The sequence below is a fragment of the Streptomyces lincolnensis genome (assembly GCF_021173675.1).
Taxonomy (GTDB): Bacteria; Actinomycetota; Actinomycetes; order Streptomycetales; family Streptomycetaceae; genus Streptomyces; species Streptomyces lincolnensis_B.
Genome location: NZ_JAIHON010000001.1, coordinates 365,619 through 389,837, shown reverse-complemented (window position 1 = coordinate 389,837; position 24,219 = coordinate 365,619). Strand labels below are relative to the sequence as shown.

Here is a 24,219-nt window from a genome sequence, read left to right as displayed (position 1 = left end):
CGCGGTTCGTCGCCGCTCGGTGCTCCCGGCCTGTCAGGCCGCCGTCGCCAGCGGCCGCGCCTGCGCGCGTCGGCTCGGAACCGCCGACTGTGCGGCCGTCGTCCGCGCCGGGACCGCCGAGGGCGCCGGACCTGTCGTCCCGCCCGCCGCAGCACCTGCCGCAGCACCCGCCGCACCGCGCGCCAGGGGCTCCGCCGGACGGGGCAGGGCGCTCGTCGGGGCCCCGGCCCACCACTCCGGACCGGCCACCGCCGGGCGCACCAGCCCCGTCTCGTAGGCGAAGGTGACCGCCTGGACGCGGGCCCGGGCACCGATCTTGGTGAGGATGTTGCTGACGTGGGACTTCACGGTCGTCGGGGCGATCGACAGCCGTTCGGCGATCTCCGCGTTGGAGAAGCCGCAGGCGACCGCGGTGAGGACGGCGCGTTCGCGCCCGGTGAGGCTGTCGAGCCGGTGTGTGCGTCCGGGGGCGGCCGTCGGCGGGCGTTCCCTACGGACGGCGTCGATGAGTTCGCGGGTCAGGCCGGGTGAGACGACCGCGTCGCCGACGGCGACCGAGTGCACGGCGGCGGCCAGTTGCTCGGGGGTGACGTCCGGGAGGACGAAGCCGCCGGCCCCGGCGCGCAGGGCGGCGTACATGGGGGCGTCGTCCAGGGAGGGACTCAGCAGGAGGACGCGGGAATAACGCGCGATGCCGCGCACGCTCTCCATACCGCGGGTGCCGAGGCCGCCGCCGTCCATCACGACGACGTCCGGGTGCAGCCGCTCGCTCGTCCGGACCGCCTCGACCTCGCCGGCCGCTTCGCCGATCACGGTCAGACCGGGCTGGGCCGCCAGGAGCATGCGCAGACCGAGCCGCTGCAAGGACTGTTCGTGCACCACGAGAACAGTGGTCATGCCCTTCCTCCTGAACTCTCCGTACCGCAACTCACCGCTTCTGAACGAAACGGTTTCGTTCATCTCATTGAGTTGAGGCTACCTCCGCCATCTATCGAAACGGCGCCGTTTCTGTAGTGGTCTGCGTCACAACTGGCCGAGAGAAGCCCCTGCGGACCAACAGGACCGCACAAATTCAGACGAGATCATTGCTTCGGTTCTGTTCGGGTTCTAGTGTTCCTCTGGCTCTGACGCACCCTCAGTTCGCGCACGTCACCGTCGTACCGAGGAAGGCCACCGTCATGCCGCACCCCCACCTGACCCCCGCCGGCCGTCCGGCGGTCAGCCGCCGCCGTCTTCTGGAGGGCGGAGCCGCCGTGTTCGGCGCGCTCGCCCTGTCCGCGTCGCCCGTGGGGGCGTACGCGGCCGGACGGACGGAAGCGGCTGAGGGAGCCGCCGAGGGAACCCCGGAGTGGAACGGGCAGATCACCGTCTTCCGGCTGGGTTCCGAGCCGCCGCACGCCACGCTCATGCCGTACGCGACCCTCGGCCAGGCCCTCGCCGCCGACCGCACCCGCTCGCCGTACCGGCAGAGCCTGGACGGCAGATGGAAGTTCGCCTACGCCGACCGTCCCGACGACCGGGACGCCGATTTCCACCGCACCGATCTGGACGACTCCGGCTGGGACACCATCCCCGTCCCCTCCGCGTGGCAGCTGCACGGCTACGACGCCCCGATCTACGTCAACATCACCTACCCGTGGTGGGGCCCCAACGGCCGCGGCGAGGAGGCGCAGCCCCCGGCCGCCCCCACCCGCCACAACCCCGTGGGCCAGTACCGGCGCACCTTCACGCTCCCGCGCGACTGGGACGGACGCCGGACGTTCCTGCACTTCGAAGGCGTCAAGTCCGCCCACTACGTGTGGATCAACGGCGAACTGGTCGGCTACCACGAGGACTCCTACGACCCCGCCGAGTACGACATCACCCGCCACCTGAAGCCGGGCACCAACCAGATCGCCGTCGAGGTCTACCGCTACTCCGACGGCGACTGGCTGGAGGACCAGGACATGATCCGGCTGAGCGGCATCTTCCGCTCGGTCTACCTCTACTCCACCCCGGCCGTGCACCTGCGCGACTTCAAGCTGGACACCCCGCTGAGCGACGACTACAGGGCGGCCGAGCTGTCGGTCACCGCGAGCGTCCGCGACTACGGCGGCAAGGGCGCCGGCCGGTACTCCGTCGAGACCCAGCTCTACGACGCCGGCGGGCACCCGGTGTGGCCCCGGCCGCTCCAGCAGGCCGTGGCGCTCGACGCCGGCGAGGAGACGACCGTACAGGCGGCGAAGGCGGTGCCCGCGCCGCGCCTGTGGTCGGCCGAGCACCCGTATCTCTACACCGCCGTGCTCCGGCTGCGCGACCCCTCCGGCAAGGTGGTCGAGACGCTCTCCCACCGGGTCGGTCTGCGCGAGTTCGCGCTCAAGGACGGCCTGATGCGCATCAACGGCAGGCCGGTCTCCTTCCGGGGCACCAACCGGCACGAGATGCACCCGGTCCGCGGCTCGGCCCTCACCCGGGCGGACATGGTCGAGGACATCGGGATCATCAAGCGGCTGAACATCAACACCGTCCGCACCTCGCACTACCCCAACAACCCGTTGTGGCTCGAACTCGCCGACGAGTACGGCCTGTATCTGGTCGACGAGACCAACCTGGAGACCCACGGCATCCGCGGCGAGTACCCCGGCAACCACGCCGACTGGACCGTGGCCTGTGTGGACCGCGCCCGCAACATGGTCCACCGCGACAAGAACCACGCCTCCGTGGTCATCTGGTCGCTGGGCAACGAGGCGGGCGGCGGCAGCACCTTCAACGCCATGTACGACTGGATCCGCTCCTACGACCCCACCCGCGTCATCCAGTACGAGGGTGACGACCGGCCGGGGATCAGCGACATCCGCTCCGAGATGTACGACAGCCCGCAGCGGGTCGAGGCGAGGGCCAAGGACACGAGCGACACCCGGCCGTACGTGATGATCGAGTACTCGCACGGCATGGGGAACTCCAACGGCAACTTCAAGAAGTACTGGGACCTCGTCCGCCGCTACCCCGTGCTCCAGGGCGGCTGGATCTGGGACTTCGTCGACCAGGCGCTGAAGTGGCCCACGCCGACCCGCAAGCTGCTCACCGAGTCCGGACCGGCCGCGCTGCGGGGCGAGATCATGGCTCCCGCCGGCACGTTCACCCGGCAGGAGGGGGTCTCCGGCGGCACGGTCTTCGCCCGTGACGCGGGCCTGGACCTCACCGGCTCGCTCACCCTGGAGGCCTGGGTCACCCCGCACTACTTCGGGTACCACCAGCCCATCGTCGCCAAGGGCGACACCCAGTACGCCCTGAAGCAGTCGGGCCGGAACCTGGAGTTCTTCATCCACGGCGGCGGCCAGTGGGTCACCGCCACCTGGGCGCTGCCGGACGACTGGACCGGCCGCGAGCACCACCTCGCGGGCGTCTTCGACGCCGACGCGGGCACGCTGACGCTCTACGTCGACGGCGTCGCCCGGGCCACCCGCACCACCACCCGGCGGCCCGCGAACAACACCGCCTCCCTCTCCCTCGCCACCGACGTCGACAACCCCACCCGCGAGTTCAGCGGCACCATCCGGCGGGCCCGCGTCTACGCCCGTGCCCTCGGCGCCGCCGAACTGGCCTCCGAGGGCCGGGGACCCGGCGACGAGGGCGTGCGGTTCTGGTTCGACGCCGCCACCGCCCGCCTCGACGAGAAGCGGTCCCGCGACAAGACGTTCTACGCGTACGGCGGCGACTGGGGCGACAACCCCAACGACGGGGCGTTCGCCGGGGACGGCATCATCACCGCCGACCGCGGCGGCACCGGCAAGTCCGTCGAGGTCAAGCAGATCTACCAGGCGATCAACACCGCGCCCGCCTCCGGCGACACCGTCACCTCGGGCCGGGTCACCCTCACCAACGAATACCTGTTCACCAACGTCCGCGAGTTCGACGGCCGTTGGTCCCTGGTCGCCGACGGCGAGGTCGTCCAGCGCGGCCGGCTCACCCGCGACCAGCTCGACGTACCGCCGCTGAGCAGCAAGGACATCACGCTCCCGGTGAAGGTCCCGGCGAACCCGGCGCCCGGCACCGAGTACTTCCTGCACCTGTCCTTCACCACCAAGGAGTCCACGAAGTGGGCGAAGGCCGGCTTCGAGGTGGCCAAGCAGCAACTCCCCGTCGCCGCCGCCGTCCCGGCCGTCACCCCCGTCCCGCTGGACCGCGTACCGGCCCTGCGCCACGACGACGGCGAGAAGTCCGTCACCGTCCGCGGCCGCGGCTTCTCCGTCACCGTCGACAAGGCCACCGGCACCATCACCTCGTACGAGGCCAAGGGCGTCCGCCTGATCACCTCGGGCCCCGTGCCGAACTTCTGGCGGGCGCCCACCGACAACGACCGCGGCAACGGCCACCACACCCGCAACCAGACCTGGCGCGACGCCGGAGCCGCCCGCGAGGTCACCGGCGTGAGCGTGCAGACCCTGCGGGACAAGGCCGTCGAGATCAAGGTCACCGGCACCCTGCCCACCACCGTCGAGTCGACGTACACCACCACCTACACCGTCTTCGGCAACGGCGAGATCAAGGTCGACAACACCCTGCACCCGGGGGCGGGTTCACTGCCCTACATCCCCGAGGTCGGCACCCTGCTGCTCCTGCCCGGCCGCCTCGACCGTCTGCACTACTACGGCCGCGGCCCCGACGAGAACATGTGGGACCGCAACAACGGCACCGACGTGGGCCTGTACTCCGGCACCGTCTCCGGGCAGTGGACCTCCTATCTGCGCCCGCAGGAGAACGGCAACAAGACCGACGTCCGCTGGGCCGCGCTGACCGGCCGCGACGGCGTCGGCCTGCTGGTCAGCGGCGAGCCGCTCCTGGAGGTCAACGCCTCGCACCTCACCCCGGAGGACCTCTCGGTCGGGGCCCGCCACGACTACCAGCTCACACCCCGCGACGAGGTCGTCCTGCGCCTCAACCACCGGCAGATGGGCGTCGGCGGCGACAACAGCTGGGGCGCGCACACCCACGACGAGTACAAGCTCTTCGCCGACCGCGACTACACGTACACCTACCGGCTGCGCCCGCTGACGGACGTCGACGAGGCGATGACGGCCTCACGCCGTCCGACCGCGACGCAGTGACCGATCGGGCCGGGACGCCGTCGACTCGGCGTCCCGGCCCGACGTCCTGGCGGCTACGGGTGACGCCGGCTCACGTCACTCGGCGGGGTCGTTGAGGCCGAGGCGCAGGTGCTCCACGTGGTAGACGGCCTGGTCGAGGAGTTCGGCGACATGGTGGTCGTGCAACGCGTACACCACCGACCGGCCGCGTCGCTCACCCACCACGAGACCCAGGTTGCGCAGCAGCCGCAGCTGGTGCGAGCAGGCCGACTGCTCCATGCCCACCTCCGCGGCCAACTCCGTGGCGGGCAGCGGTCCTTCGCGCAGGCGCGCCAGGATCAGCAGCCGGGAGGGAGTGGACAGGGCCTGGAGGGTGGTCGCGACCTTGGCGACGTTGTCCGCGTCCAGACGTACGCGCTCGGTGGCTGTCTGCGCTGCCGCGGCTCCATGACCCATGGCGGGTATCTTACCCATCGCACATGAACAGATGAATGAGTCTTCATGTGTTCCTGTATGGTGGTGCGGGTGTCCACGACTCTCACTCCCACCGCCGTGCCCACGTCCGCCCGTCCCGCCCCCCGCCGCCGCACCCGTGTCCTGGCCCTGCCCGAGGCCCGCTGGGCCCTCGCGGCGACCGTCGCCTTCCTGCTGGGACTGGCGCTGGACCTGAGCGGTGTCCCGGCCTGGCTGTACGGCCCCCTGTACGCGGTCGCCTACGCCACCGGCGGCTGGGAACCCGCCCTCGAAGGACTGCGCGCGCTGCGCGAGAAGACCCTGGACGTCGATCTGCTGATGATCGTCGCGGCCCTCGGCGCGGCCTCGATCGGCCAGGTCCGCGACGGCGCCCTGCTGATCGTCATCTTCGCCACCTCCGGCGCCCTGGAGGCCCTGGCCACCGCCCGGACCGCCGACTCGGTGCGCGGGCTGCTCGACCTCGCGCCGGCCACCGCGACCCGGCTCACCGACGACGGCCGGGAGGAGACGGTCGCCACCGCCGAGCTCGCCGTCGGCGATCTGATCCTGGTCCGCCCGGGGGAGCGCATCGGCGCCGACGGACAGGTGCTGGACGGGATGAGCGAGGCCGACCAGGCCACCATCACCGGCGAACCTCTCCCGGTCGCCAAGGCCCCCGGCGACGAGGTCTTCGCGGGCACCCTCAACGGCACCGGCGCCCTGCGCGTCCGCGTCGAGCGCGACCCGGCGGACTCCGTGATCGCCCGGATCGTCACCCTCGTCGAGGAGGCCTCGCGCACCAAGGCGCCCACCCAGCTGTTCATCGAGAAGATCGAACAGCGGTACGCCGTCGGCATGGTGGCCGCCACCGTCGCCGTCTTCGCGATCCCGCTCGCCTTCGGCGCCGACCTCACCGACGCGCTGCTGCGCGCGATGACCTTCATGATCGTCGCCTCGCCGTGCGCGGTCGTCCTCGCCACCATGCCGCCGCTGCTGTCCGCCATCGCCAACGCCGGCCGGCACGGCGTCCTGGTCAAGTCCGCCGTCGCGATGGAACGCCTCGGCGAGATCGACGCCACCGCCCTCGACAAGACCGGCACGCTGACGGAGGGCGCCCCCGAGGTGACCGGCGTGGCCCCGCTGCCGCACTCCGGCCTCGGCGAGGACGACCTGCTCGCCCTGGCCGCCGCGGCCGAGCACCCCAGCGAGCACCCCCTGGCCCGCGCGATCGTCGCCGCCGCCCGGACGCGCGGCCTGCGGATCGCGCCCGCCGAGGACTTCACCGCGACCCCGGGACGCGGGGTCACGGCCGTGGTCGAGGGCCGGACGATCACCGTCGGCCGCGCGGACGACGCCGACAGCGACGCCACCGTCGTCCTCGTCACCCGCGACGGCACCCCGGTCGGCACCCTCACCCTCACCGACCGCCTCCGCCCCGACGCCGCCGCGACCACCGCCGCCCTCACCGCCCTGACCGGCACCGCCCCCGTCCTGCTCACCGGCGACAACCCCCGGGCCGCCGCCCGTGTCGCCCGCGCCACCGGCCTCACCGACGTCCGCGCCGAACTGCTGCCCGAGGACAAGGTCGACGCCGTGCGCGATCTGCACGCCGCCGGACGCAAGGTGCTCTTCGTCGGCGACGGCGTGAACGACGCCCCCGCCCTGGCCGCCGCCCACTCCGGCATCGCCATGGGCCGGGCGGGCTCCGACCTCGCGCTGGAGACCGCGGACGCCGTCGTCGTACGCGACGAACTCGCCACCGTCCCGGCCGTCGTACGCCTCTCCCGGGCCGCCCGCCGCCTGGTCGTGCAGAACCTGGTGATCGCGGGCGTCTTCATCACCGGGCTGGTCCTGTGGGACCTGATCGGACACCTGCCGCTGCCGCTCGGCGTCGCCGGGCACGAGGGCTCGACGGTCCTGGTCGGCCTGAACGGGCTGCGGCTGCTGAGGGAGTCGGCGTGGCGGCCGGACAAGGGCACGAGCGCCCGGGGCTGACCCGGGACGGGCGCTGGACAGCCCAGGTCGATGTCGGATTCTCGCCAGCCTCCGGCCGGTTCGTGGTCGATCCTTGAGGCATGCAGAGGGGAATGCACACCGACACCGAGCGCTGCGTGCGCGCGGTCCAGTCCAAGGACGCGCGGTTCGACGGCTGGTTCTTCACGGCCGTCCTGACCACCCGCATCTACTGCCGGCCCAGCTGTCCGGTGGTGCCGCCCAAGCCCGAGAACATGACCTTCCACCCGAGCGCGGCGGCCTGTCAGCAGGCCGGCTTCAGGGCCTGCAAGCGCTGCCGCCCCGACACCAGCCCCGGCTCCCCGGAGTGGAACCAGCGCGCCGACCTCGTCGCCCGGGCCATGCGGCTCGTCACCGACGGCGTCGTGGACCGCGAGGGCGTACCCGGTCTCGCCGCCCGGCTCGGCTACAGCACCCGGCAGATCGAACGCCAGTTGCTCGCCGAGCTGGGCGCGGGCCCGCTCGCCCTCGCCCGCGCCCAGCGCGCCCAGACCGCGCGCCTCCTCATCGAGACGACCCCGCTGCCGATGGCCGAGATCGCCTTCGCCGCCGGGTTCTCCTCCATCCGTACCTTCAACGACACCGTGCGCGAGGTCTTCGCGCTGTCCCCGAGCGAGCTGCGCGCCCGCCTGCCGAAGCGGGACGCCCAGGCACCGGCCACCTCCGGCGCGCTCTCCCTCCGCCTGCCGTTCCGCGCCCCTCTCAACCCCGACAACCTCTTCGGCCACCTCGCGGCGACCGCCGTCCCCGGCGTCGAGGAGTGGCGGGACGGCGCGTACCGCCGGACGCTGCGCCTGCCGTACGGCCACGGCATCGTGGCCCTCACCCCGAAGCCCGACCACATCGCCTGCCGCCTCACCCTCACCGACCTGCGCGACCTGACCGTCGCCATCAGCCGCTGCCGCCGCATGCTCGACCTGGACGCCGACCCGGTCGCCGTGGACGACCAGCTGCGCACGGACCCGCTGCTCGCGCCCCTGGTCGACAAGGCCCCCGGCCGACGCGTACCCCGCACGGTGGACGAGGCGGAGTTCGCCGTCCGCGCGGTCCTCGGCCAGCAGGTCTCCACAGCCGCGGCCCGCACCCACGCGGCCCGCCTGGTCGCGGCGTACGGCGATCCGGTGGATGACCCCGAGGGCGGCCTCACCCACCTCTTCCCGACCCCCGAGCGACTCGCCTCTCTCGACCCCGAGTCACTGGCGATGCCCCGCACCCGCCGCACCACCTTCACCACCCTGGTCGGCCAACTCGCCGACGGCTCACTCCACTTGGGTGTGGAGAGCGACTGGTCCGAGACCCGCGCCCGGCTGCTGGCCCTCCCGGGCTTCGGCCCCTGGACCGTCGACGTCATCGCCATGCGCGCCCTCGGCGACCCCGACGCCTTCCTCCCCACCGACCTCGGCATCCGCCGCGCCGCCCAGGACCTGGGCCTGCCCGCCACCCCGGCGGCCCTCACGGCCCGCGCGGCGGCCTGGCGCCCCTGGCGGGCGTACGCCGTCCAGTACCTGTGGGCGACGGACAGCCACCCCATCAACTTCCTGCCCGTGTAAGGACGTACGCGATGAACCCGATGAATGCGATGAACGCCAAGAGGCACCACACCGTGATCGACAGCCCGTACGGCCCCCTCACCCTCGTCGCCGACGACGGTGTCCTGTGCGGCCTCTACATGACCGACCAACGCCACCGCCCACCCGAGGAGTCCTTCGGCCCCCGCGACGACCTCCCGGCCTTCGGCGAGGCCACCGACCAGCTGAAGGCCTACTTCGCGGGCGAGTTGCAGGACTTCACCCTCGAACTCCGCCTGCACGGCACCCCGTTCCAGCGCACCGTCTGGGACGAACTGCGCCGCATCCCCTACGGCGAGACCCGCTCCTACGGCCAACTCGCCGACGCCCTCGGCAACCCGGCCGCCTCCCGTGCCGTCGGCCTCGCCAACGGCAAGAACCCGGTCGGCATCATCGTCCCCTGCCACCGCGTCGTCGGCGCCGACGGCAGCCTCACGGGGTACGGCGGCGGCCTGGACCGCAAGCGCCGCCTGCTGGACTTCGAACGGGGGGCGGTGTTGTTCTAGACGCGCTCCGGGCGTCCTCCGGGCGTCCTCTGGGCACCCGGCTCCCGCAGCCGACGCAGCAGGGCGGGCAGCGCTGTCCCGATCGGTTCCCGGATCACCTCGTCGGCCCGGTCGTCGTACGGTGTCGGCTCGGCGTTGACGATGATCAGCCGGGCCCCGTGGTCGGCGGCGACCCCGGCGAGCCCCGCCGCCGGGTGGACCTGGAGGCTGCTGCCGACGGCGACGAACACCTGGCACGCCTTGCTGATCGCGAGGGCGTCGCCCAGCACCACCGGGTCGAGGTGCTCACCGAACATCACGGTCGCCGACTTGAGGATCCCGCCGCACTCCAGACACGCCGGATCCTCCTCCCCGGCCTCGACCCGGGCGAGCGCGTCCTCCATCGGGCCCCGGACGTGACACCCGGTGCACACGAACTGCCGTGCGGTGCCGTGCAGTTCGAGCACCTTGCGGGCCGGTACGCCGGCCAGCTGATGCAGCCCGTCCACGTTCTGCGTGATCACCCGCACCGGCACCCCGGCCCGCTCCAGCTCCGCCACGGCGAGATGCGCCGCGTTCGGCTCGGCCTTCAGCGCCCGGTTCTCGCGCCGCATCCGCCACGAGCGCCGCCTGATCTCCGGATCGCCCATGTAGTACTCGTACGTCACCAGCTTCTCGGCCTCGGGATCCTCGCGCCACAGCCCGTTCGGGCCGCGGTAGTCGGGGATCCCGGAGTCGGTGGAGACACCGGCGCCGCTGAGCAGGGCGACGAGGGGCTTGGTCATGGGGCGAGGGTAGGTCGACCGGACGGGACGGGGCGACCGCATATCGGGACGGTGGGGTGGCCGTCCGCCGGAGGCGGGTCTCGGCTCAGGCCACCCGGTGCCCGTTCTCCAGCTCCGCCGTGCCCGACCCCTCCGTCAGGACGTCCAGGGCGGCCAGGACGCGGCGGCCCAGGGAGCCCGGCAGGTATGCGGGGAGTTCCTCGCGGGGGACGAGGCGCCAGGAGAGGAGTTCTTCCTCCTGGAGGCGGATCGCCTCCAGGGCGTCGTCGGGCAGGACGCCACCGTCGTAGAGGTAGGCCACCAGGGGCGGGCGGCCCGCGCCGTGCACCCAGTCCACCGCGAGGAGGCGGCCGAGTTCGCGGTCGAGGCCGATCTCCTCGGCGGTCTCGCGGCGGGCGCCCTGGCGCGGGGTCTCGCCGTCGTCGGACTCGATCGTGCCGCCCGGAAGCGCCCAGCCCTCGCGGTAGTTGGGCTCGACGAGCAGCACCCGGCCCGCCGTGTCGCGGAAGAGGGCGGCGGCGCCGGCGAGGACGCGGGGGAGACCGGCGATGTAGGTGGCGAAGTCCTGGGTGGTGGTCATCCAGGAAGGGTAACCAGAGCCGGGCCCCGGACCGCGCGCGTCCGGGCCCGGGGCCCCGCCCTCAGCCCTCCGTCTCCACCAACCGCACCGTCCGCTCCGCCAGTTCGCTGATCCGTACCCCGTCGAAGCCGAACACCGCGCTGTGCACGGTGTCCTCCAGCGGGTCCTTCCACTGGGCCGGGATGGCCTCCGCGCCGGTGAGCACGCCGGCCACCGAGCCCGCGGTGGCGCCGTTGGAGTCGGTGTCCAGGCCGCCCCGGACGGTGAGGGTGATGGTGCGGGTGAAGTCGCCGTCGCCGTACAGGAGCCCGGCGGTGAGGACGGCGGCGTTGGGGACGGTGTGGATCCAGCCGAGCCCGGCGGTCTCCTCGGCCACCGTGGTCAGGGTGTCCTCCCAGGTCATCCGGGTGTCGTGGAGGGACACGACCCGCCGCACGGTCCGCGCGAGCCGGCTGCCGCCGGGGATGACGGCCAGGGCCTGGTCCACCGCCTGCCGGACCGTGCCGGCCGTGAACGCGGACGCGACCAGCGCCGCCGCCCACATCGCGCCGTACACGCCGTTGCCGGTGTGGGACAGCACCGCGTCCCGGCGGGCGAGCGAGGCGGCGCGGCGCGGGGCGCCGGGGGAGGTCCAGCCGTAGACGTCGGCACGGATCAGGGCGCCGATCCACTCCTGGTACGGGTTGTCGTAGGTGGCGGTCAGGGGCGGTTTGAGGCCGTTGGCCAGATTGCGGTACGCGGCCCGCTCGGCGGTGAAGGTCTGCAGGTACGGCAGTCTGAGCAGCCACAGCTCGCCGACCTGCTCGGTGCTGAAGCCGAAGCCGTGGGTCTCCAGGAGGTCCAGGCCGAGGATGGCGTAGTCGACGTCGTCGTCGCGGCAGCTGCCGTGGATGCGGCCGCGCACGCACTGACGCCACTCGGGGCGCAGCTCGACGCCGTCGCTCTCGCCGACGGGCTCGGGCAGGTAGTCGGTGAGCGGCAGTGCGGCGGCCTGCCGCAGATAGCGGTCGATCCGGTCCCGCGTCCACAGGTCGCCCTGCTCGACCGGCTTGCCGAGCATGTTGCCCGCGATCCGGCCCAGCCAGCCCCCGAGGACGCGGTCGGCGAGCTCTGGCTCGGTGCCCACAGGGGTCATGGTTCCGGTCTACCCGATTCCGGGGCGGTCCGCCCGGGGTTCGGGCCGCCGCGCACAGTCGGCTTCCGGGGCCGTCCCAGGGTCCGGGCGGGGCATGACGGCGGGGGTGTCCTGCGGTTAAGGTCGCAGCGGCGCGACTGGCCTCGCGTTCGTGGGGCCCGGAGAGCAAGGGGACAACTGGTGACACAGCGCGTGCTCATCGCCGCGGACAAGTTCAAGGGCTCGCTGACGGCCGTGGAGGTCGCCGAGCGGGTGACGGCGGGGCTGCGCCGGGTCGTACCGGGCCTGGAGGTGGAGGCGCTGCCCGTGGCCGACGGCGGCGACGGGACGGTGGCCGCGGCGGTCGCCGCGGGCTTCGAGCGCCACGAGGTGCGGGTCGCGGGGCCCCTCGGCCACGAGGTGACGGCCGCGTTCGCGCTGCGCGGCGACACCGCGGTCGTGGAGATGGCCGAGGCGAGCGGCCTCCAGCGGCTGCCCGCCGGTGTCTTCGCCCCCCTGACGGCCTCCACGTACGGCTCCGGCGAACTGCTGCTCGCAGCCCTGGACGCGGGCGCGCGGACCATCGTGTTCGGCGTCGGCGGCAGCGCCACCACCGACGGCGGCGCCGGCATGCTGTCCGCGCTGGGCGCGCGCTTCCTGGACGCGGAGGGCGAACCGGTGCCCCCGGGTGGCGAGGGCCTCGCCGCCCTGGCCTCGGCCGACCTGTCCGGGCTCGACCCGCGGCTGGCGTCCGTCGAGTTCGTCCTCGCCAGCGACGTCGACAACCCGCTGACCGGCCCGAAGGGCGCCCCGGCGGTCTACGGCCCGCAGAAGGGCGCCTCCCCGGACGACGTGGAGACGCTGGACTCGGCCCTGGCCCACTACGCCGAGGTGCTGGAGAAGACCGTCGGCGCGCAGGCCGCGAAGCACGCCGCCGCCCCGGGCGCGGGAGCCGCCGGCGGCATCGGTTACGGCGCCCTGCTCGTCGGCGCCCGGTTCCGCCCCGGCATCGAGGTCATGCTCGACGTCCTGGGCTTCGCGGCCGCGCTGGAGAAGACCACGCTGGTGATCACCGGCGAGGGCTCCCTCGACGAGCAGACCCTGCACGGCAAGGCCCCGGCCGGCGTCGCCGCGGCGGCCCGCGCCGCCGACAAGGAGGTCGTCGCGGTCTGCGGCCGCCTCGCCCTGCCCCCGGAGGCCCTCGGCCGCGCCGGCATCCGCCGGGTCTACCCGCTCACCGACGCCGAGCCCGACGTGGCGAAGTGCATCGCCGACGCGGGCCCCATCCTGGAACGGGTCGCCGAGCAGATCGCCCGGGACTTCCTGACCTGAGAGGCCGGGCGGGGGGAGGGGTCCGGGATCCGGGTGCCTTCACCTGCGCACGCCCGACAACCGGTACGCGTCCAGCGCCAACGTCATCTCGATCAGATCCCGTGGCCGGGCCAGCGACCGTGCGGTCAGCTGTTCCAGCCTCCGTAGCCGGTTGAAGACCGTGTTGCGGTGGCAGTACAGGCGTCCGGCCGCCCGGCCCGCCGAGCCCTCGCAGGTCAGCCACACGTCGAGGGTCTCCAGCAGGACGGCCCGGTCGCCCGGCTCCAGCGTGAGCAGCTCGCCGAACACGTCCGAGACGAGTCGGTCGGCGAGCTCGGGCTGGCTCACCACGAGCGCGGTCGGCATCCGCTGGTCCAGGCGTACGACGGCGGTGGCGTCCGGCGGGCAGGTGCGCAGCGCCAGCTCGGCCAGCCGCCGGGCCCGCCCCAGCTCGGCCAGGCCCGGCACCACCGGACTGATACCGCCGGGCCCCGAGCACCGCCCGTCGAGCGCCCGCGCCACCCCGTCCAGGCCCTGGCCGGGCGTGAGCGCCACGACCCCCACCTCGCAGTCGGCCCGCATCCGCCAGACGAACCGGAACCCCGCACCGCCCACCGGCCGCTCGCACGCCTCCCGCCGCTCGGCACGCAGCACCACCACCACGTAGGGCCCGTGCTCCGGCAGATCCAGGCCCGCGGCCGCCCGCGCGGCGAGCCCCGGCGTCTGCTGCCCCTCCAGCAACGCGTCGAGCAGCGCCTGCAACTGCTCGTCGGTCCGCCGCCGCAGCTCCGCTTCGGTGGCCCGGTACGCCTCCGAGGCGGCCTGCGCCTGCGCGTCCACCGCCGACCACACCATCGTCGTCGAGCGCATCAGCGCCCCCAGCCGCTCCGGCTCCCGCCCGGCCGCCCCCTCCACCAGCGCGTCCCACACGAGATAGCCGGCGTTGCGGTAGGCGTGCACCAGCAGGTCCAGCGGCAGCCCCTGCCGGGCCCGCCGCCGGCCCGCGTCCTCGGCGTACTCCAGATCGCGGCGCGGCGAGTCCCGGGGCGCGGAGATCGTCTCGATGCCGATCCGGAACGCCTCCTCGGCCTCCCGCCACTGCTGGTCGTGGGGGAGCACCTGCCCGTAGACGGGGGAGTACTCGGTGAGTTGCCGCAGATGCTCGTCCACCAGTTCCGGCACTCGTTCCAGCAGAGCCCCGCAGGACTCCGCGAGCAGCTTCCAGTCATGACCGGTCCGCGGCCGTCGCCCTCCCATGGCCGGAGGATGCCACCTGCAGGCCGCCGCGCACAGGCCCCTGACACGCGGTGTTGTGCGCGCGCACAACCCCCGGCCCGGCCCGCTGGGCACCCGCAGCGTTTCGGCCTCGGGCCGTGGACGGACGCCCCGGCCGGTGCTGGGGTGAGCGCCACACCGAGTGACGACACCGCATGACGACACCGCATGACGACATCGAGTTACGCCACCGAGTGACGACAGGGGGAAGTCCATGGGCGGATCCGGACTGGTCGTACACGACCTGTCGGTCGGGTACGGACCCGTGCGGGCACTGCGCCGGGTGTCCCTGGAGGTGCCCGAGGGAGCCGTGGTGACGGTGCTCGGCGGGAACGGCGCCGGCAAGTCCACGCTGCTGCGGGCGATCAGCCGGACGCTGTCCTTCCACGGCGGCGCGGTCACCGAGGGCGGCGTGAGCCTGGGCGGCCGACGGCTGGACCGGCTGCCGCCGGACCGGGTGGTCGCCGCCGGGGTGTCCCAGGTACCGGAGGGCCGGCGGGTGTTCGCCCGGATGACGGTCGCCGACAATCTGCGCGCGGGCGCCCTCGGCGGTGATCGCTCGGGCCGGGCCGCCGCCCTGGAGCGGGTGCACGAGCTCTTCCCGGTGCTCGCCGAACGGGCGGGGCAGCGCGCCGGTCTGCTCTCCGGCGGCGAACAGCAGATGCTCGCCGTCGCCCGCGCCCTGATGGCCGGTCCCAGGGTCCTGCTCCTGGACGAACCCTCGCTGGGCCTGGCCCCGCTCATGGCCGAGCGGATCGCCGACACCGTCCGCGAGATCAACGCCCAGGGCACCTCCGTCCTCCTCGTGGAACAGAACGCCGCCCTCGCCCTGCGGCTCGCCACCCACGCGTACGTCCTCGAAGTCGGCGAGGTCACCCTCTCCGGCCCGGCCCCGGAACTGGCCGCCTCCGACGAGGTGCGCCGCCGCTATCTGGGCGTGGTCGACGAGGACGCGGCGGCGGACGCCGAGCGGGCGGTACGGCGGACGCTGACCCGCTGGAAGGGGTGAGCCACAGCATGGACACCAGCGTGGGCACCGGCGTGGGCACCACCGGGGACACCCCCCTGGACACCCTCGACGTCCGGAATCTCACCGTCCGTTTCGCCGGGCTCACCGCCCTCGACGACGTCTGCTTCACCGTCCGCCCCGGCACCGTGCACGCCCTCATCGGCCCCAACGGCGCCGGCAAGTCCACCTGCTTCAACGTGCTCTCCGGGGTCTACCGGGCCACCGGGGGCAGTGTCCGCTTCGGCGACCACGAGCTGACCGGCATGCCGCCGCACCGCATCGCCGACCTCGGAGTGGCCCGCATCTTCCAGAACCTCGCGCTGCCGCCGCTGGCCACGGTCGAGGACAGCCTGCTCCTCGGCCGGCACCGGCTGACCCGCACCGGCTTCCTCGCCGCCGGACTGCGGCTGCCCTCGGCGGCCCGCGAGGAACGGCTGCACCGCGCCCGCGTCCGCGAGATCGCCGAGTTCGTCGGCATCGCCGACTGCCTGCACCGCCCGGCGGGCTCCCTGCCGTACGGGCAGCAGAAGCTCGCCGAACTCGCCCGCGCGCTGTGCATGGAGCCGCGCCTGCTGCTCCTGGACGAGCCGGTCGCCGGCATGACCGCCGACGAACGGCGCCGGACCGCCGCCGTGATCGCGGGCGTCCGGGACAGCCTCGGCATCTCGATCGTGCTGGTCGAACACGACATGGGGGTGGTGATGCGGCTCGCGGACGCCGTGACCGTACTCGACTTCGGGCGCCGGATCGCCGACGGCGCCCCCGCCGACGTACAGAACGATCCCGCCGTCGTACGCGCCTACCTGGGGGCCGGATCATGAGCACCTTCGCCGAGATCCTGCTCAACGGCGTCTCGCTGGGCTCGGTCTACGCGCTCATCGCGCTCGGGTTCGTGGTGATCTTCCGGGCCACCGAGGTCGTCAACTTCGCCCACGCCTCGCTGCTGCTCGCGGGCGGCTATGTCACCGCGACCCTCCACGACGATCTCGGCTTCTGGCCGGCGCTGCTCGTCGGGATCGCGGGCGCCGCGCTCGTGGGCGCGGCCGTGGAGTTCCTGGTGATGCGGCGCTACCGGGGCTCCGACCACAGCGTCCTGGCCATCGTCACCATCGGCGTCGACATCCTGCTCACCACCGAACTGACCCGCCGTATCGGCACCGACGTCCTCGCGCTCGGCGACCCCTGGGGCGACGCCGTCCTCGCGCTCGGACCGATCTCCCTCGCGCACACCCGGATCGCCGCGTTCGTGGCGGCGGCGCTGCTCATCACCGCGTTCCTGCTGGCCTTCCGGTACACCTCCTGGGGCGTGTCGATGCGCGCGGCGGCGGAGAGCGCGGAGACGGCGGCGCTGATGGGCGTACGGCTGGGGCGGGTCTCGCTGGGCGCGTGGGCGGTGGCGGGCGGGCTCGCCGCCGTGGCCGCCCTGTTCCTCACCGTCTTCCCGACGCCGGGCCTGGAACGGGCGACCTCGCTCGCCGCGCTGAAGGCGTTCCCGGCCGCCATCCTCGGCGGACTGGACTCCACCACCGGCGCACTCGTCGGCGGCCTGCTGGTCGGCGTCACGGAGTCGCTGGCCACCGGCTACCAGAGCGACCTGACGTTCCTCGGGCGCGGTCTCGGCGACCTGGCGCCCTACCTCGTCATGGTCGCGATCCTGCTCATCCGGCCCGCCGGGTTGTTCGGCACGAAGGAGCCGGCCCGTGTCTGAAGCCCTTCTCAGGCCCCTGCGAGCCGTGCCCGCACGGCTGTACGTCTGGGCCGCCGGCACCGTCCTCCTCCTCGCGCTGCCCTTCTACCTGGACCGCTTCTGGCTCCAGGCGGGCCTGTTCGCGATGGCCGCCGCGATCGGCGCGATCGGCATCAACCTCCTCACCGGCGCCACCGGCCAGCTCTCCATGGGCCACGCCTTCTTCCTCGCCGTCGGCGCCTACGGCTACTGCGTCTTCGCGGCCGACGGCGGCGACGGCGGTGGCGGCGGAGACGGCCTCACCGGCCTCGGCCTGCCGACCTGGCTCGCGGCCGTGCTCGCCGTCCTGGTCGCGGGCGTCGCGGGCGGCCTGTTCAGCCCCATCTCGGGCCGGCTCAGCGGCGCCTACCTGGGCATCGCCACCCTCGCGCTGGTCTTCATCGGCCAGCACGTGATGTTCAACGCGCACGACCTGACCGGCGGCGCCAACGGCCGTGACGTCCCGCCGCTCAGCCTCTTCGGCCTCACCTTCGACGACCGCGAACTCCTCGTCGCCGCCGTGCCGTTCGGGTCGGCGGAGAAGCTCTGGTACGCCGGTCTCGTCCTGCTCCTGGCCGGCGCGCTGTTCGCCCGCGGAGTGCTGCGCGGCCGTCCCGGCCGGGCCATGAACGCCATCCGCGACCACCGCATCGCCGCGGGCGTGCTCGGCGTCCCGGTCGCCCGCCACCGCGCCGCCGTCTTCGTGCTGTCGTCGATGTACGCGGGCCTCGCGGGTGTGCTGCTGGCCCTGGTGTTCCAGCGGACGGTGCCGGACTACTTCGGCATCGTGCTGTCCCTGGAGTACCTCGCCATGATCGTCATCGGCGGGCTCGGCTCGGTCGCCGGCGCGGTGGCCGGGGCGGTGTTCGTCTCCCTGCTGCCGCAGCTGCTGACCCGTTACAGCGATGCGCTGCCCCTGGTCTCCGCCCCCGGCACGGGCGGGATCGCACCGGGCGAGGCATCCCGGTACCTCTACGGCGCCGCCGTCGTGCTGGTGGTGCTGTTCCTGCCCGGCGGCCTGGTCAGGGTGGCCGCCGGGCGTCGCGTCACAACCCATCCAGGGGAGGAACGATGATCAGGACGTACGGTGCCAGGGCCGCCGCGGCTGCCCTCGCGGCACTGCTCGTGCTGGCCGGATGCAGCTCCAAGGCCAAGGACTCCGGCGACGGGGACGGGGACAAGGCGGCCGCGGGCGGGGTGAAGACCGGCGAGGGCGTCTCCGGCAAAACGATCACGCTCGGCGCGCTCACCGACATGACCGGCGTCTACGCGACCCTCGGCAAGAGCGTCACCCAGGCCCAGCAGCTGTACGTGAAGCAGCTGAACGCCGCCGGCGGCGTCTGCGGCTACAAGGTCGAGCTGTCCGTCCGCGACCACGGCTACGACCCCCAGAAGGCCGTCTCCGGCTACACCGAGCTGGAACCGAAGGTCCTCGGCTTCGCGCAGTTCATCGGCTCGCCGTTCGTCGCCGCCGTCAAGCAGCGCGTCGACGGCCAGGACAAGGTCCTGGTCCTGCCGCAGGCGTGGTCGGCGGCGCTCCTCGGCAGCCCGTACATCCGGGTCATCGGCTCCACGTACGACATCGAGACGATGAACGCCGTCGACTTCCTGATGAAGGAGAAGGGGATCAGGAAGGGCGACAAGATCGGACACGTCTACTTCGAGGGCGACTACGGCGAGAGCGCCCTCGTCGGCTCCCGGCACATCGCGCGGGAGGCCGGCCTGAGCGTCGTGGAGCAGAAGATCAAACCGACCGACAACGACATGACCGCCCAGGTCGCCGCCCTCAAGCAGGCCGGCGTCAAGGCGATCGTCATCAGCGCGGGCCCGCGCCAGGCCGCCTCCCTCGTCGGCGTCGCCGCCGCGGGCGGCTTCAACGTGCCGATCATCGGCAACAACTCCGCCTTCGCACCCCAGCTCCTCGTCACCCAGGCGGGCCCCGCCCTGGCGAAGAACTACTACGTCTCCTCGCCCTCGCTGCCCATCGGCGCGGACACCCCGCAGGCGAAGAAACTCGTCGCCGACTACAAGGCGGCCTACCCGAAGGACTCCCTCGACAACGGCGTCGTGGCCGGCTGGACCGCGGCCGCGGCCTTCGGCGAGGCCCTGAAGAAGGCCTGCGCGAGCAAGGACCTCACCAGGGCGGGCGTCGACAAGGCCCTGCTGTCGATCGACTCCTTCGACGTCGGCTTCGGCATCGCCCAGGACTTCACCGACCCGGCGGCCCCGTCCTCCCGGGAGAGCGTGATCCTCCAGCCGGACAAGAGCGCCACGGGCGGCATGAAGGTCGTCCGGGAGGCCGGAGCCTCCGACGTGGCGCAGGCGTACACACCCGAGGCATGAGACAGCGGGTGGACGGCACACACGGCCGTCCACCCGCTCCTGTACGTCACTTCACCGCGGCCAGCACCAGGTTGAACCCGGTGTCGGCGGCGAGCCCCGCCTCCCGGAAGCCCGCCTCGGCGAGCAGCTGGATCCGCCGGGCCGGTCCGCCCTGGGTGCCGAGGCCGTACTGTCCCGGCTGGGCCAGCGAACCCGGCGTGCACAGCGCGGTCGAGGAGGCGTAGCCGATCCGGACCGTGGGGTGTCCGATGCCGTCCTCCAGCCGGTCCGTCGACCACGGCTCCACGGCGACCAGGATCCCGCCGTCGGCGAGCACCTCGTGGGCCCGGCGCAGGGCCGCGGGCGGGTCGCCGAGGTCGTGCAGGGAGTCGAAGAAGACGACCACGTCGTAGGGGCCGGGCCCGATCCCGGCGGCGTCGGCCACCCGGAACGAGACATTGCCGGGGCTGCCCGCCTCGATGGCCTTCGCGCGGGCCTGGGCGACCGACGGCTCGTGCGCGTCGAAGCCGGTGACCGTGGACGCGGGCCACTTCCGCCCGATCAGCAGATCGGCCACCCCGTGGCCGCTCCCCACGTCGGCCACCCGGGCCCCGCGCTCCAGCCGCTCCACCAGACCCGGCACCGCCGGGAACCAGGCCGACTCGATCTGGTGCAGGTACGCGGTGCGGAAGTACCGCTCGATGCCGCTGAACACGCACGGGTGCTGAGCGCCGTAGTCGAGCCCGCCGCCGTCGCGGAAGGCCTGCTCGATGTCGTCCAGCGCCAGGAAGTGGCCCGCCAGGACGTCCCCGGCGCCGACGAGGTACGCCGGTGAGTCGGCCCGCGCCAGCACGGCCGCGTGGGTCTCGGGCAGCTCGAACGTGCCGGCCGTCGGATCGTGGACGACGTACTCGGAGACGGTCTGGGACGCGAGCCACTCCGTGACCAGCCGTGGGTCGAGGCCCGTCGACTTCGCCAGATCGGCGGCGGACACGGGGCCCGCGCCGGCCATGGCCCCGTAGAGCCCGAGCCGGTCGCCGAGGACGGTCATCAGGGCGCTCGACGCCCCGGCGAAGTCGGTGACCACCCGGCCGAGGAAGGCCTCGGTCCCGGCCTGGGCGGCTTCGGCGGCCTGGGCGGCGACTTGGGCGGCCTCGGTGGCCTCTGTCGGTGAAGGTGTCGGTTTCGGTGTCGTTGTCATGGGCTCCACGGTGCCGGGGCCCGCTTGCCGGTCCCTTGCCCGCGGCTTGCCGGCCGCTGCGACAGCCGCGCGGCCAGTGCGCTCGTGGCCCGTTCGGCGGCGCCCGCACGGCCGTCCGCGCGTCCCTCGGCGCGGGACGACTCCAGCCGCTCGGGGCCGAGCGCCTCCGCGATCCGCCGCCACATCCCGGCGTGCAGCTCCCGGTCGGAGCCGAACACCGCGGGCGCGAGCGAGTCGCTGTCGGCCGCGGTGAACAGGGCGGCCGCCGTGGCGTGGTCGCCGAGCGCGACCATCAGCTCGGCGGTCAGCCGCAGCACCATCCACAGCTGGGGCCACATCCCGAGCCGCCGCAGACCGCCGAGCAGCTCGTGACAGGCCGCTACGGCCTCCTCGTGCCGCCCCAGCCGGATCAGCACGGCCGCCCGGCCGACCGCGGCGATCTCCCCGACGTAGACGTTGCCCTGGGCCCGGCACTGCCGGTGCGCACGGTCGAAGAGGGCCAGCGCGAGGGCCGGGTCGTGCTGCGCGGCCAGCTCGCCCCGCGTGTACGTGACGAAGCCGTCGAGCCTGCTCAGCTCGGTCAGGAGCACCTCCTGACGGTTCAGCCACCGCTCGGCGCTCTCGTGGTCCCCGGCGAACTCCCGGGTCAGGGCCGCGCAGCACACCGCCGACCCCTGGCCCCAGCCCGGCGCGGCCCGGTCCTGCAGCAGGGCCGTGGCGTCCTCCTCGACGCCGGTGACATCGCCCCGGTACATCCGGTTGGCCAGCCGGTAGAAGCGCCCGATCCACCGGTGCGGATGCCGGTCGGGCAGGGCCTCGACCGCCGCGCCGAGCAGCCGGTCGGAGGTCCGCCCGTCCCCCGTCAGCCAGGCGGCGACCCCCGAGGCGAGCGCGAGCAGCGCCTCGGTGTCGTCGCCCGGCTCACCCGGCAGGGCGGGGGTGAGGCCGCCCAGGAGACCGAGCAGGGGCAGGTCCGGGTCGTCGGCGAGCGTCATGGCGGTCATGAGCGCCAGCCGCGCGGCCTCCCGGCGGCGGCCGGTGCCCGCCAGCCAGGACAGGGCCTCGTGGGTGTTGGCCCGCTCCCGCCGGAACAGGACCGCCGCCTCGGGCGACCGGTCCCGCCGCAGCCGGTGCACCCGCTCGGCGTGCGCCAGCATCCACCGGGCGTGCGCGGCGTGCGCGTCCTCGGCGAGCGCCCCGGCCAGATGGGCGGCACAGGCGTGTCGCACGGTCTCCAGCAGCCGGTAGCGCGGCGGGTCGGCGGTGAGGTCGCAGCCCACCAGTGAGGCGTCGACCAGTTCGGCGAGCAGCGCCGCGGGAGGGGCCGCGCCCGGCGGGGTGAGATGGTCGACCGCCTCGGCGCCGAAGCCGCCCCGGCACACCGAGAGCCGGTCGAGCAGCTCCCGGGCGTCCGGGTCGAGCAGCCGGCGCGACCACTCCACGGTCGCGGTGACCGCCGTGGCGCGGTCGCCCCCGCGCACCGGTTCCAGCACGTCCAGTCCGGCGGACAGACGTTCACGCAGCTGACGCAGCCCGAACACGGCCTCCCTGCGGGCCGCCAGCTCCACCGCCAGCGGCAGCCCGTCGAGCATCCGGCACACCTCGGCCACCAGCCCGGTCGCCGACGCCGCCCTGTCCTCGCGCATGTCCTCGCGCATGTCCTCGCGCATGTCCTCGCGCACGTCCTCGCTCATGGCCTCGCGGAAACCGTCCCGCAGCAGCGCTGCCCGGTCGCAGAACAGCTCCACCTGCTCCTCCTCCGACGGCGGCCCGAGGCGTACGACCCGCTCGCCGGGCACGTCGAGCCGTCGCCGCGAGGTGGCCAGCACGCGCAGCCCCCGGCACCGCGCCGACAACTCCGTCACCAGCTCACGCACCGCCTCCGACAGGTGCTCGCAGTTGTCCAGCACCAGGAGCGCCTCGGCGTGCCCCAGCCGGTCGGCGACGGCGGTCACGTCCCCCTCGGGCGCGGTCCGCAGCCCCAGCCTCGTGGCCACGGCCCCGCCGACCTCGGCGGACCGGGAGACCTCGGCCAGCTCGACCAGGTGCAGCGGCGTGGACACCAGGTGCAGCGGCGTGGACGAGGGCGCCGGGAGGCGCGCGGACAACGGCACCGGCTCCTTCAGCAGCTCCAGCACCAGTCGCGTCTTGCCCACCTCGCCCGGCCCCACCACGGTCACCGTCCGGTGCTCCCGCACCGCGTCCCGCACCTGCGCCAGCTCCGCCTTCCGCCCGACGAACCGATCGGCGGGCGGGGTGAGGCGGGGCGCGCCCGCCGCGGCCGGAGGTGCTGAGCCCCGCGAGCCCGGAACGGCGGGCGAGCCCGGGGTGCCCGCCGCCCCAGAAGCCGCCCCAGAAGCCAGCCCCGAAGCCGCCCGCGCCCCTGCCGAGGCCCGTTCCGTGAGCCGCGCTCCGGTGGCGGCGGGCACCCCCGGGGCGGCGGGCACCCCCGTCACCGTCCCCCGCCCCCGCGCCCCGGGCACCCGCGGCCCGGGATCGTCCGTCAGCAGCCGTTGCCGCAGCTCGGCCATCGCGGGCCCCGGATCGAGGCCGTACTCGTCGGCCAGGTGCCGCCGGTAGGCGTCGACGGCGGCCAGCGCCTCCGCGGTACGCCCGGTGCGGTGCCGGGCCTGGACGAAGAGGAGCTGGAGGCGTTCGCGCAGCGGGTCGGAGGCGACGGCCTCCTCCAGGTCGGGCAGCACACCGCCCGCCTCCCCGGCGGCGAGCCGCAGCTCGAACCACTCCTCGCGCAGATGCCGGCGCCATTCGTCGAGCCGGGCCCGCTCGGGCGTGAACGCCGCGCGGTCGGCGAGATCGGCGAGCGCCTCGCCACGCCAGACGCCGAGGGCGTGGCCGAGCAGCCGGGCACCCTCCGCCGGGTCGGCGACCGCGGCGGACCGGGCCTCGGCCACCAGCCGCTCCACCAGCCCGGTGTCGATCCGGTCCGGGCCCAGGAGCAGCCGGTACCCGGCCGCCTCGCGTGCGATCAGGTCGTCACCCAGCGCCCGCCGCAGCCGGGAGACGTAACTGTGCAGGTTGCCCACGGCACCGCGCGGCGGCTCCGCGTCCCACAGGGCGTCGATCAGCCCGGTCACCGGTACGACCCGGCGGGGCGCGAGCGCCAGGCGGGCGAGCAGCACCCGCCCGGGCAGGCTCCGCAGCGGCCTCGCCACGCCCCCGACGCTCAGCCGGACCGGGCCCAGCAGCCCGATCTCGACGTGCTCTCCGTCCGAAGCCCCCACGCCCGCCACGCCCGCCATTGTGGCGGCCCGGACGCGACAACGAGAGGGCCCGAACCGAAGCGGTTCGGG

Annotated in this window: 18 protein-coding genes; 10 read left to right on the top strand and 8 right to left on the bottom strand. The window is 73.8% G+C overall.

Annotated elements, in window-relative coordinates:
• Positions 1–33: 33 nt before the first annotated feature.
• Positions 34–897: a response regulator transcription factor gene (locus K4B79_RS01670; protein WP_308280361.1), complete on the bottom strand. Its 864-nt coding sequence runs from the start codon at positions 895–897 to the stop codon at positions 34–36.
• A gap of 281 nt (positions 898–1,178) precedes the next feature.
• Here K4B79_RS01670 and K4B79_RS01665 point away from each other — a divergent pair, with 281 nt between their 5' ends.
• Entirely contained in the window at positions 1,179–5,087 is a 3,909-nt protein-coding gene (locus K4B79_RS01665; RefSeq protein WP_232024336.1) for a glycoside hydrolase family 2 TIM barrel-domain containing protein, read from the top strand.
• A 75-nt stretch (positions 5,088–5,162) separates the two neighbouring features.
• On the opposite strand, the gene K4B79_RS01660 is transcribed toward K4B79_RS01665, so the two are convergent.
• Positions 5,163–5,522 carry an ArsR/SmtB family transcription factor gene (locus tag K4B79_RS01660; RefSeq protein WP_232024335.1) on the bottom strand — a complete coding sequence of 120 codons (360 nt, stop codon included), beginning with the start codon at positions 5,520–5,522 and terminating at the stop codon, positions 5,163–5,165.
• 57 nt (positions 5,523–5,579) lie between these two features.
• Between K4B79_RS01660 and K4B79_RS01655 the strand changes: the two genes are divergently transcribed.
• The 3 genes from K4B79_RS01655 to K4B79_RS01645 all read left to right on the top strand — a co-directional run bounded on the left by K4B79_RS01655 (position 5,580) and on the right by K4B79_RS01645 (position 9,606).
• Complete coding sequence (locus tag K4B79_RS01655; protein WP_232024741.1) at positions 5,580–7,514, top strand: heavy metal translocating P-type ATPase; 1,935 nt, start codon at positions 5,580–5,582, stop codon at positions 7,512–7,514.
• Positions 7,515–7,594: 80 nt separating this feature from the next.
• On the top strand, positions 7,595–9,082 hold the full coding sequence (locus K4B79_RS01650; RefSeq protein WP_269462964.1) for an AlkA N-terminal domain-containing protein: 1,488 nt from the start codon (positions 7,595–7,597) through the stop codon (positions 9,080–9,082).
• A gap of 11 nt (positions 9,083–9,093) precedes the next feature.
• A complete protein-coding gene (locus K4B79_RS01645; RefSeq protein ID WP_269462963.1) occupies positions 9,094–9,606 on the top strand; it encodes a methylated-DNA--[protein]-cysteine S-methyltransferase in 513 nt (170 codons plus the stop codon).
• Here K4B79_RS01645 and K4B79_RS01640 read toward each other — a convergent pair.
• From K4B79_RS01640 to K4B79_RS01630, 3 genes are all read right to left on the bottom strand, one after another.
• Positions 9,603–10,370 carry an SIR2 family NAD-dependent protein deacylase gene (locus tag K4B79_RS01640; RefSeq protein WP_232024334.1) on the bottom strand — a complete coding sequence of 256 codons (768 nt, stop codon included), beginning with the start codon at positions 10,368–10,370 and terminating at the stop codon, positions 9,603–9,605. The genes K4B79_RS01645 and K4B79_RS01640 overlap by 4 nt on opposite strands.
• 85 nt (positions 10,371–10,455) lie before the next feature.
• A complete protein-coding gene (locus tag K4B79_RS01635) occupies positions 10,456–10,950 on the bottom strand; it encodes an NUDIX domain-containing protein (RefSeq protein ID WP_232024333.1) in 495 nt (164 codons plus the stop codon).
• Between the two features lie 61 nt (positions 10,951–11,011).
• Entirely contained in the window at positions 11,012–12,085 is a 1,074-nt protein-coding gene (locus K4B79_RS01630) for an ADP-ribosylglycohydrolase family protein (protein ID WP_232024332.1), read from the bottom strand.
• Positions 12,086–12,277: 192 nt separating this feature from the next.
• Between K4B79_RS01630 and K4B79_RS01625 the strand changes: the two genes are divergently transcribed.
• Positions 12,278–13,396, top strand: a complete 1,119-nt coding sequence (locus tag K4B79_RS01625) for a glycerate kinase (protein WP_232024738.1) — start codon at positions 12,278–12,280, stop codon at positions 13,394–13,396.
• A 39-nt stretch (positions 13,397–13,435) separates the two neighbouring features.
• On the opposite strand, the gene K4B79_RS01620 is transcribed toward K4B79_RS01625, so the two are convergent.
• Positions 13,436–14,632 (bottom strand): PucR family transcriptional regulator, encoded by a 1,197-nt coding sequence (locus K4B79_RS01620; protein WP_232024331.1) that lies wholly within the window; start codon positions 14,630–14,632, stop codon positions 13,436–13,438.
• 232 nt (positions 14,633–14,864) lie between these two features.
• On the opposite strand from K4B79_RS01620, the gene K4B79_RS01615 reads away from it, so the two are divergent.
• The 5 genes from K4B79_RS01615 to K4B79_RS01595 are packed head-to-tail and all read left to right on the top strand — an operon-like array spanning position 14,865 to position 19,728.
• Positions 14,865–15,659 carry an ABC transporter ATP-binding protein gene (locus K4B79_RS01615; RefSeq protein WP_232024330.1) on the top strand — a complete coding sequence of 265 codons (795 nt, stop codon included), beginning with the start codon at positions 14,865–14,867 and terminating at the stop codon, positions 15,657–15,659.
• 8 nt (positions 15,660–15,667) lie between these two features.
• A complete protein-coding gene (locus tag K4B79_RS01610) occupies positions 15,668–16,480 on the top strand; it encodes an ABC transporter ATP-binding protein (RefSeq protein WP_232024329.1) in 813 nt (270 codons plus the stop codon).
• Complete coding sequence (locus K4B79_RS01605) at positions 16,477–17,367, top strand: branched-chain amino acid ABC transporter permease (RefSeq protein ID WP_232024328.1); 891 nt, start codon at positions 16,477–16,479, stop codon at positions 17,365–17,367. The genes K4B79_RS01610 and K4B79_RS01605 overlap by 4 nt, the downstream gene beginning before the upstream one ends.
• On the top strand, positions 17,360–18,460 hold the full coding sequence (locus K4B79_RS01600) for a branched-chain amino acid ABC transporter permease (RefSeq protein ID WP_232024327.1): 1,101 nt from the start codon (positions 17,360–17,362) through the stop codon (positions 18,458–18,460). Before K4B79_RS01605 ends, K4B79_RS01600 begins: the two co-directional genes overlap by 8 nt.
• On the top strand, positions 18,457–19,728 hold the full coding sequence (locus tag K4B79_RS01595) for an ABC transporter substrate-binding protein (RefSeq protein WP_232024326.1): 1,272 nt from the start codon (positions 18,457–18,459) through the stop codon (positions 19,726–19,728). The genes K4B79_RS01600 and K4B79_RS01595 overlap by 4 nt, the downstream gene beginning before the upstream one ends.
• Positions 19,729–19,774: 46 nt before the next feature.
• On the opposite strand, the gene K4B79_RS01590 is transcribed toward K4B79_RS01595, so the two are convergent.
• A complete protein-coding gene (locus K4B79_RS01590; protein WP_232024325.1) occupies positions 19,775–20,908 on the bottom strand; it encodes a class I SAM-dependent methyltransferase in 1,134 nt (377 codons plus the stop codon).
• Entirely contained in the window at positions 20,905–24,159 is a 3,255-nt protein-coding gene (locus tag K4B79_RS01585) for an AfsR/SARP family transcriptional regulator (protein ID WP_232024324.1), read from the bottom strand. Before K4B79_RS01585 ends, K4B79_RS01590 begins: the two co-directional genes overlap by 4 nt.
• Between the last annotated feature and the right edge of the window lie 60 nt (positions 24,160–24,219).

Excerpts from the sequence above, each read along its gene's own strand:
- K4B79_RS01655 (WP_232024741.1), top strand. The coding sequence starts at position 5,580 with ATGGTGGTGCGGGTGTCCACGACTCTCACTCCCACCGCCGTGCCCACG.
- K4B79_RS01650 (WP_269462964.1), top strand. The coding sequence starts at position 7,595 with ATGCAGAGGGGAATGCACACCGACACCGAGCGCTGCGTGCGCGCGGTC.
- K4B79_RS01640 (WP_232024334.1), bottom strand. The coding sequence starts at position 10,370 with ATGACCAAGCCCCTCGTCGCCCTGCTCAGCGGCGCCGGTGTCTCCACC.
- K4B79_RS01605 (WP_232024328.1), top strand. The coding sequence starts at position 16,477 with ATGAGCACCTTCGCCGAGATCCTGCTCAACGGCGTCTCGCTGGGCTCG.
- K4B79_RS01660 (WP_232024335.1), bottom strand. The coding sequence starts at position 5,522 with ATGGGTCATGGAGCCGCGGCAGCGCAGACAGCCACCGAGCGCGTACGT.
- K4B79_RS01670 (WP_308280361.1), bottom strand. The coding sequence starts at position 897 with ATGACCACTGTTCTCGTGGTGCACGAACAGTCCTTGCAGCGGCTCGGT.
- K4B79_RS01595 (WP_232024326.1), top strand. The coding sequence starts at position 18,457 with ATGATCAGGACGTACGGTGCCAGGGCCGCCGCGGCTGCCCTCGCGGCA.
- K4B79_RS01645 (WP_269462963.1), top strand. The coding sequence starts at position 9,094 with ATGAACCCGATGAATGCGATGAACGCCAAGAGGCACCACACCGTGATC.
- K4B79_RS01615 (WP_232024330.1), top strand. The coding sequence starts at position 14,865 with ATGGGCGGATCCGGACTGGTCGTACACGACCTGTCGGTCGGGTACGGA.
- K4B79_RS01590 (WP_232024325.1), bottom strand. The coding sequence starts at position 20,908 with ATGACAACGACACCGAAACCGACACCTTCACCGACAGAGGCCACCGAG.
- K4B79_RS01630 (WP_232024332.1), bottom strand. The coding sequence starts at position 12,085 with ATGACCCCTGTGGGCACCGAGCCAGAGCTCGCCGACCGCGTCCTCGGG.
- K4B79_RS01635 (WP_232024333.1), bottom strand. The coding sequence starts at position 10,950 with ATGACCACCACCCAGGACTTCGCCACCTACATCGCCGGTCTCCCCCGC.
- K4B79_RS01665 (WP_232024336.1), top strand. The coding sequence starts at position 1,179 with ATGCCGCACCCCCACCTGACCCCCGCCGGCCGTCCGGCGGTCAGCCGC.
- K4B79_RS01610 (WP_232024329.1), top strand. The coding sequence starts at position 15,668 with ATGGACACCAGCGTGGGCACCGGCGTGGGCACCACCGGGGACACCCCC.
- K4B79_RS01620 (WP_232024331.1), bottom strand. The coding sequence starts at position 14,632 with ATGGGAGGGCGACGGCCGCGGACCGGTCATGACTGGAAGCTGCTCGCG.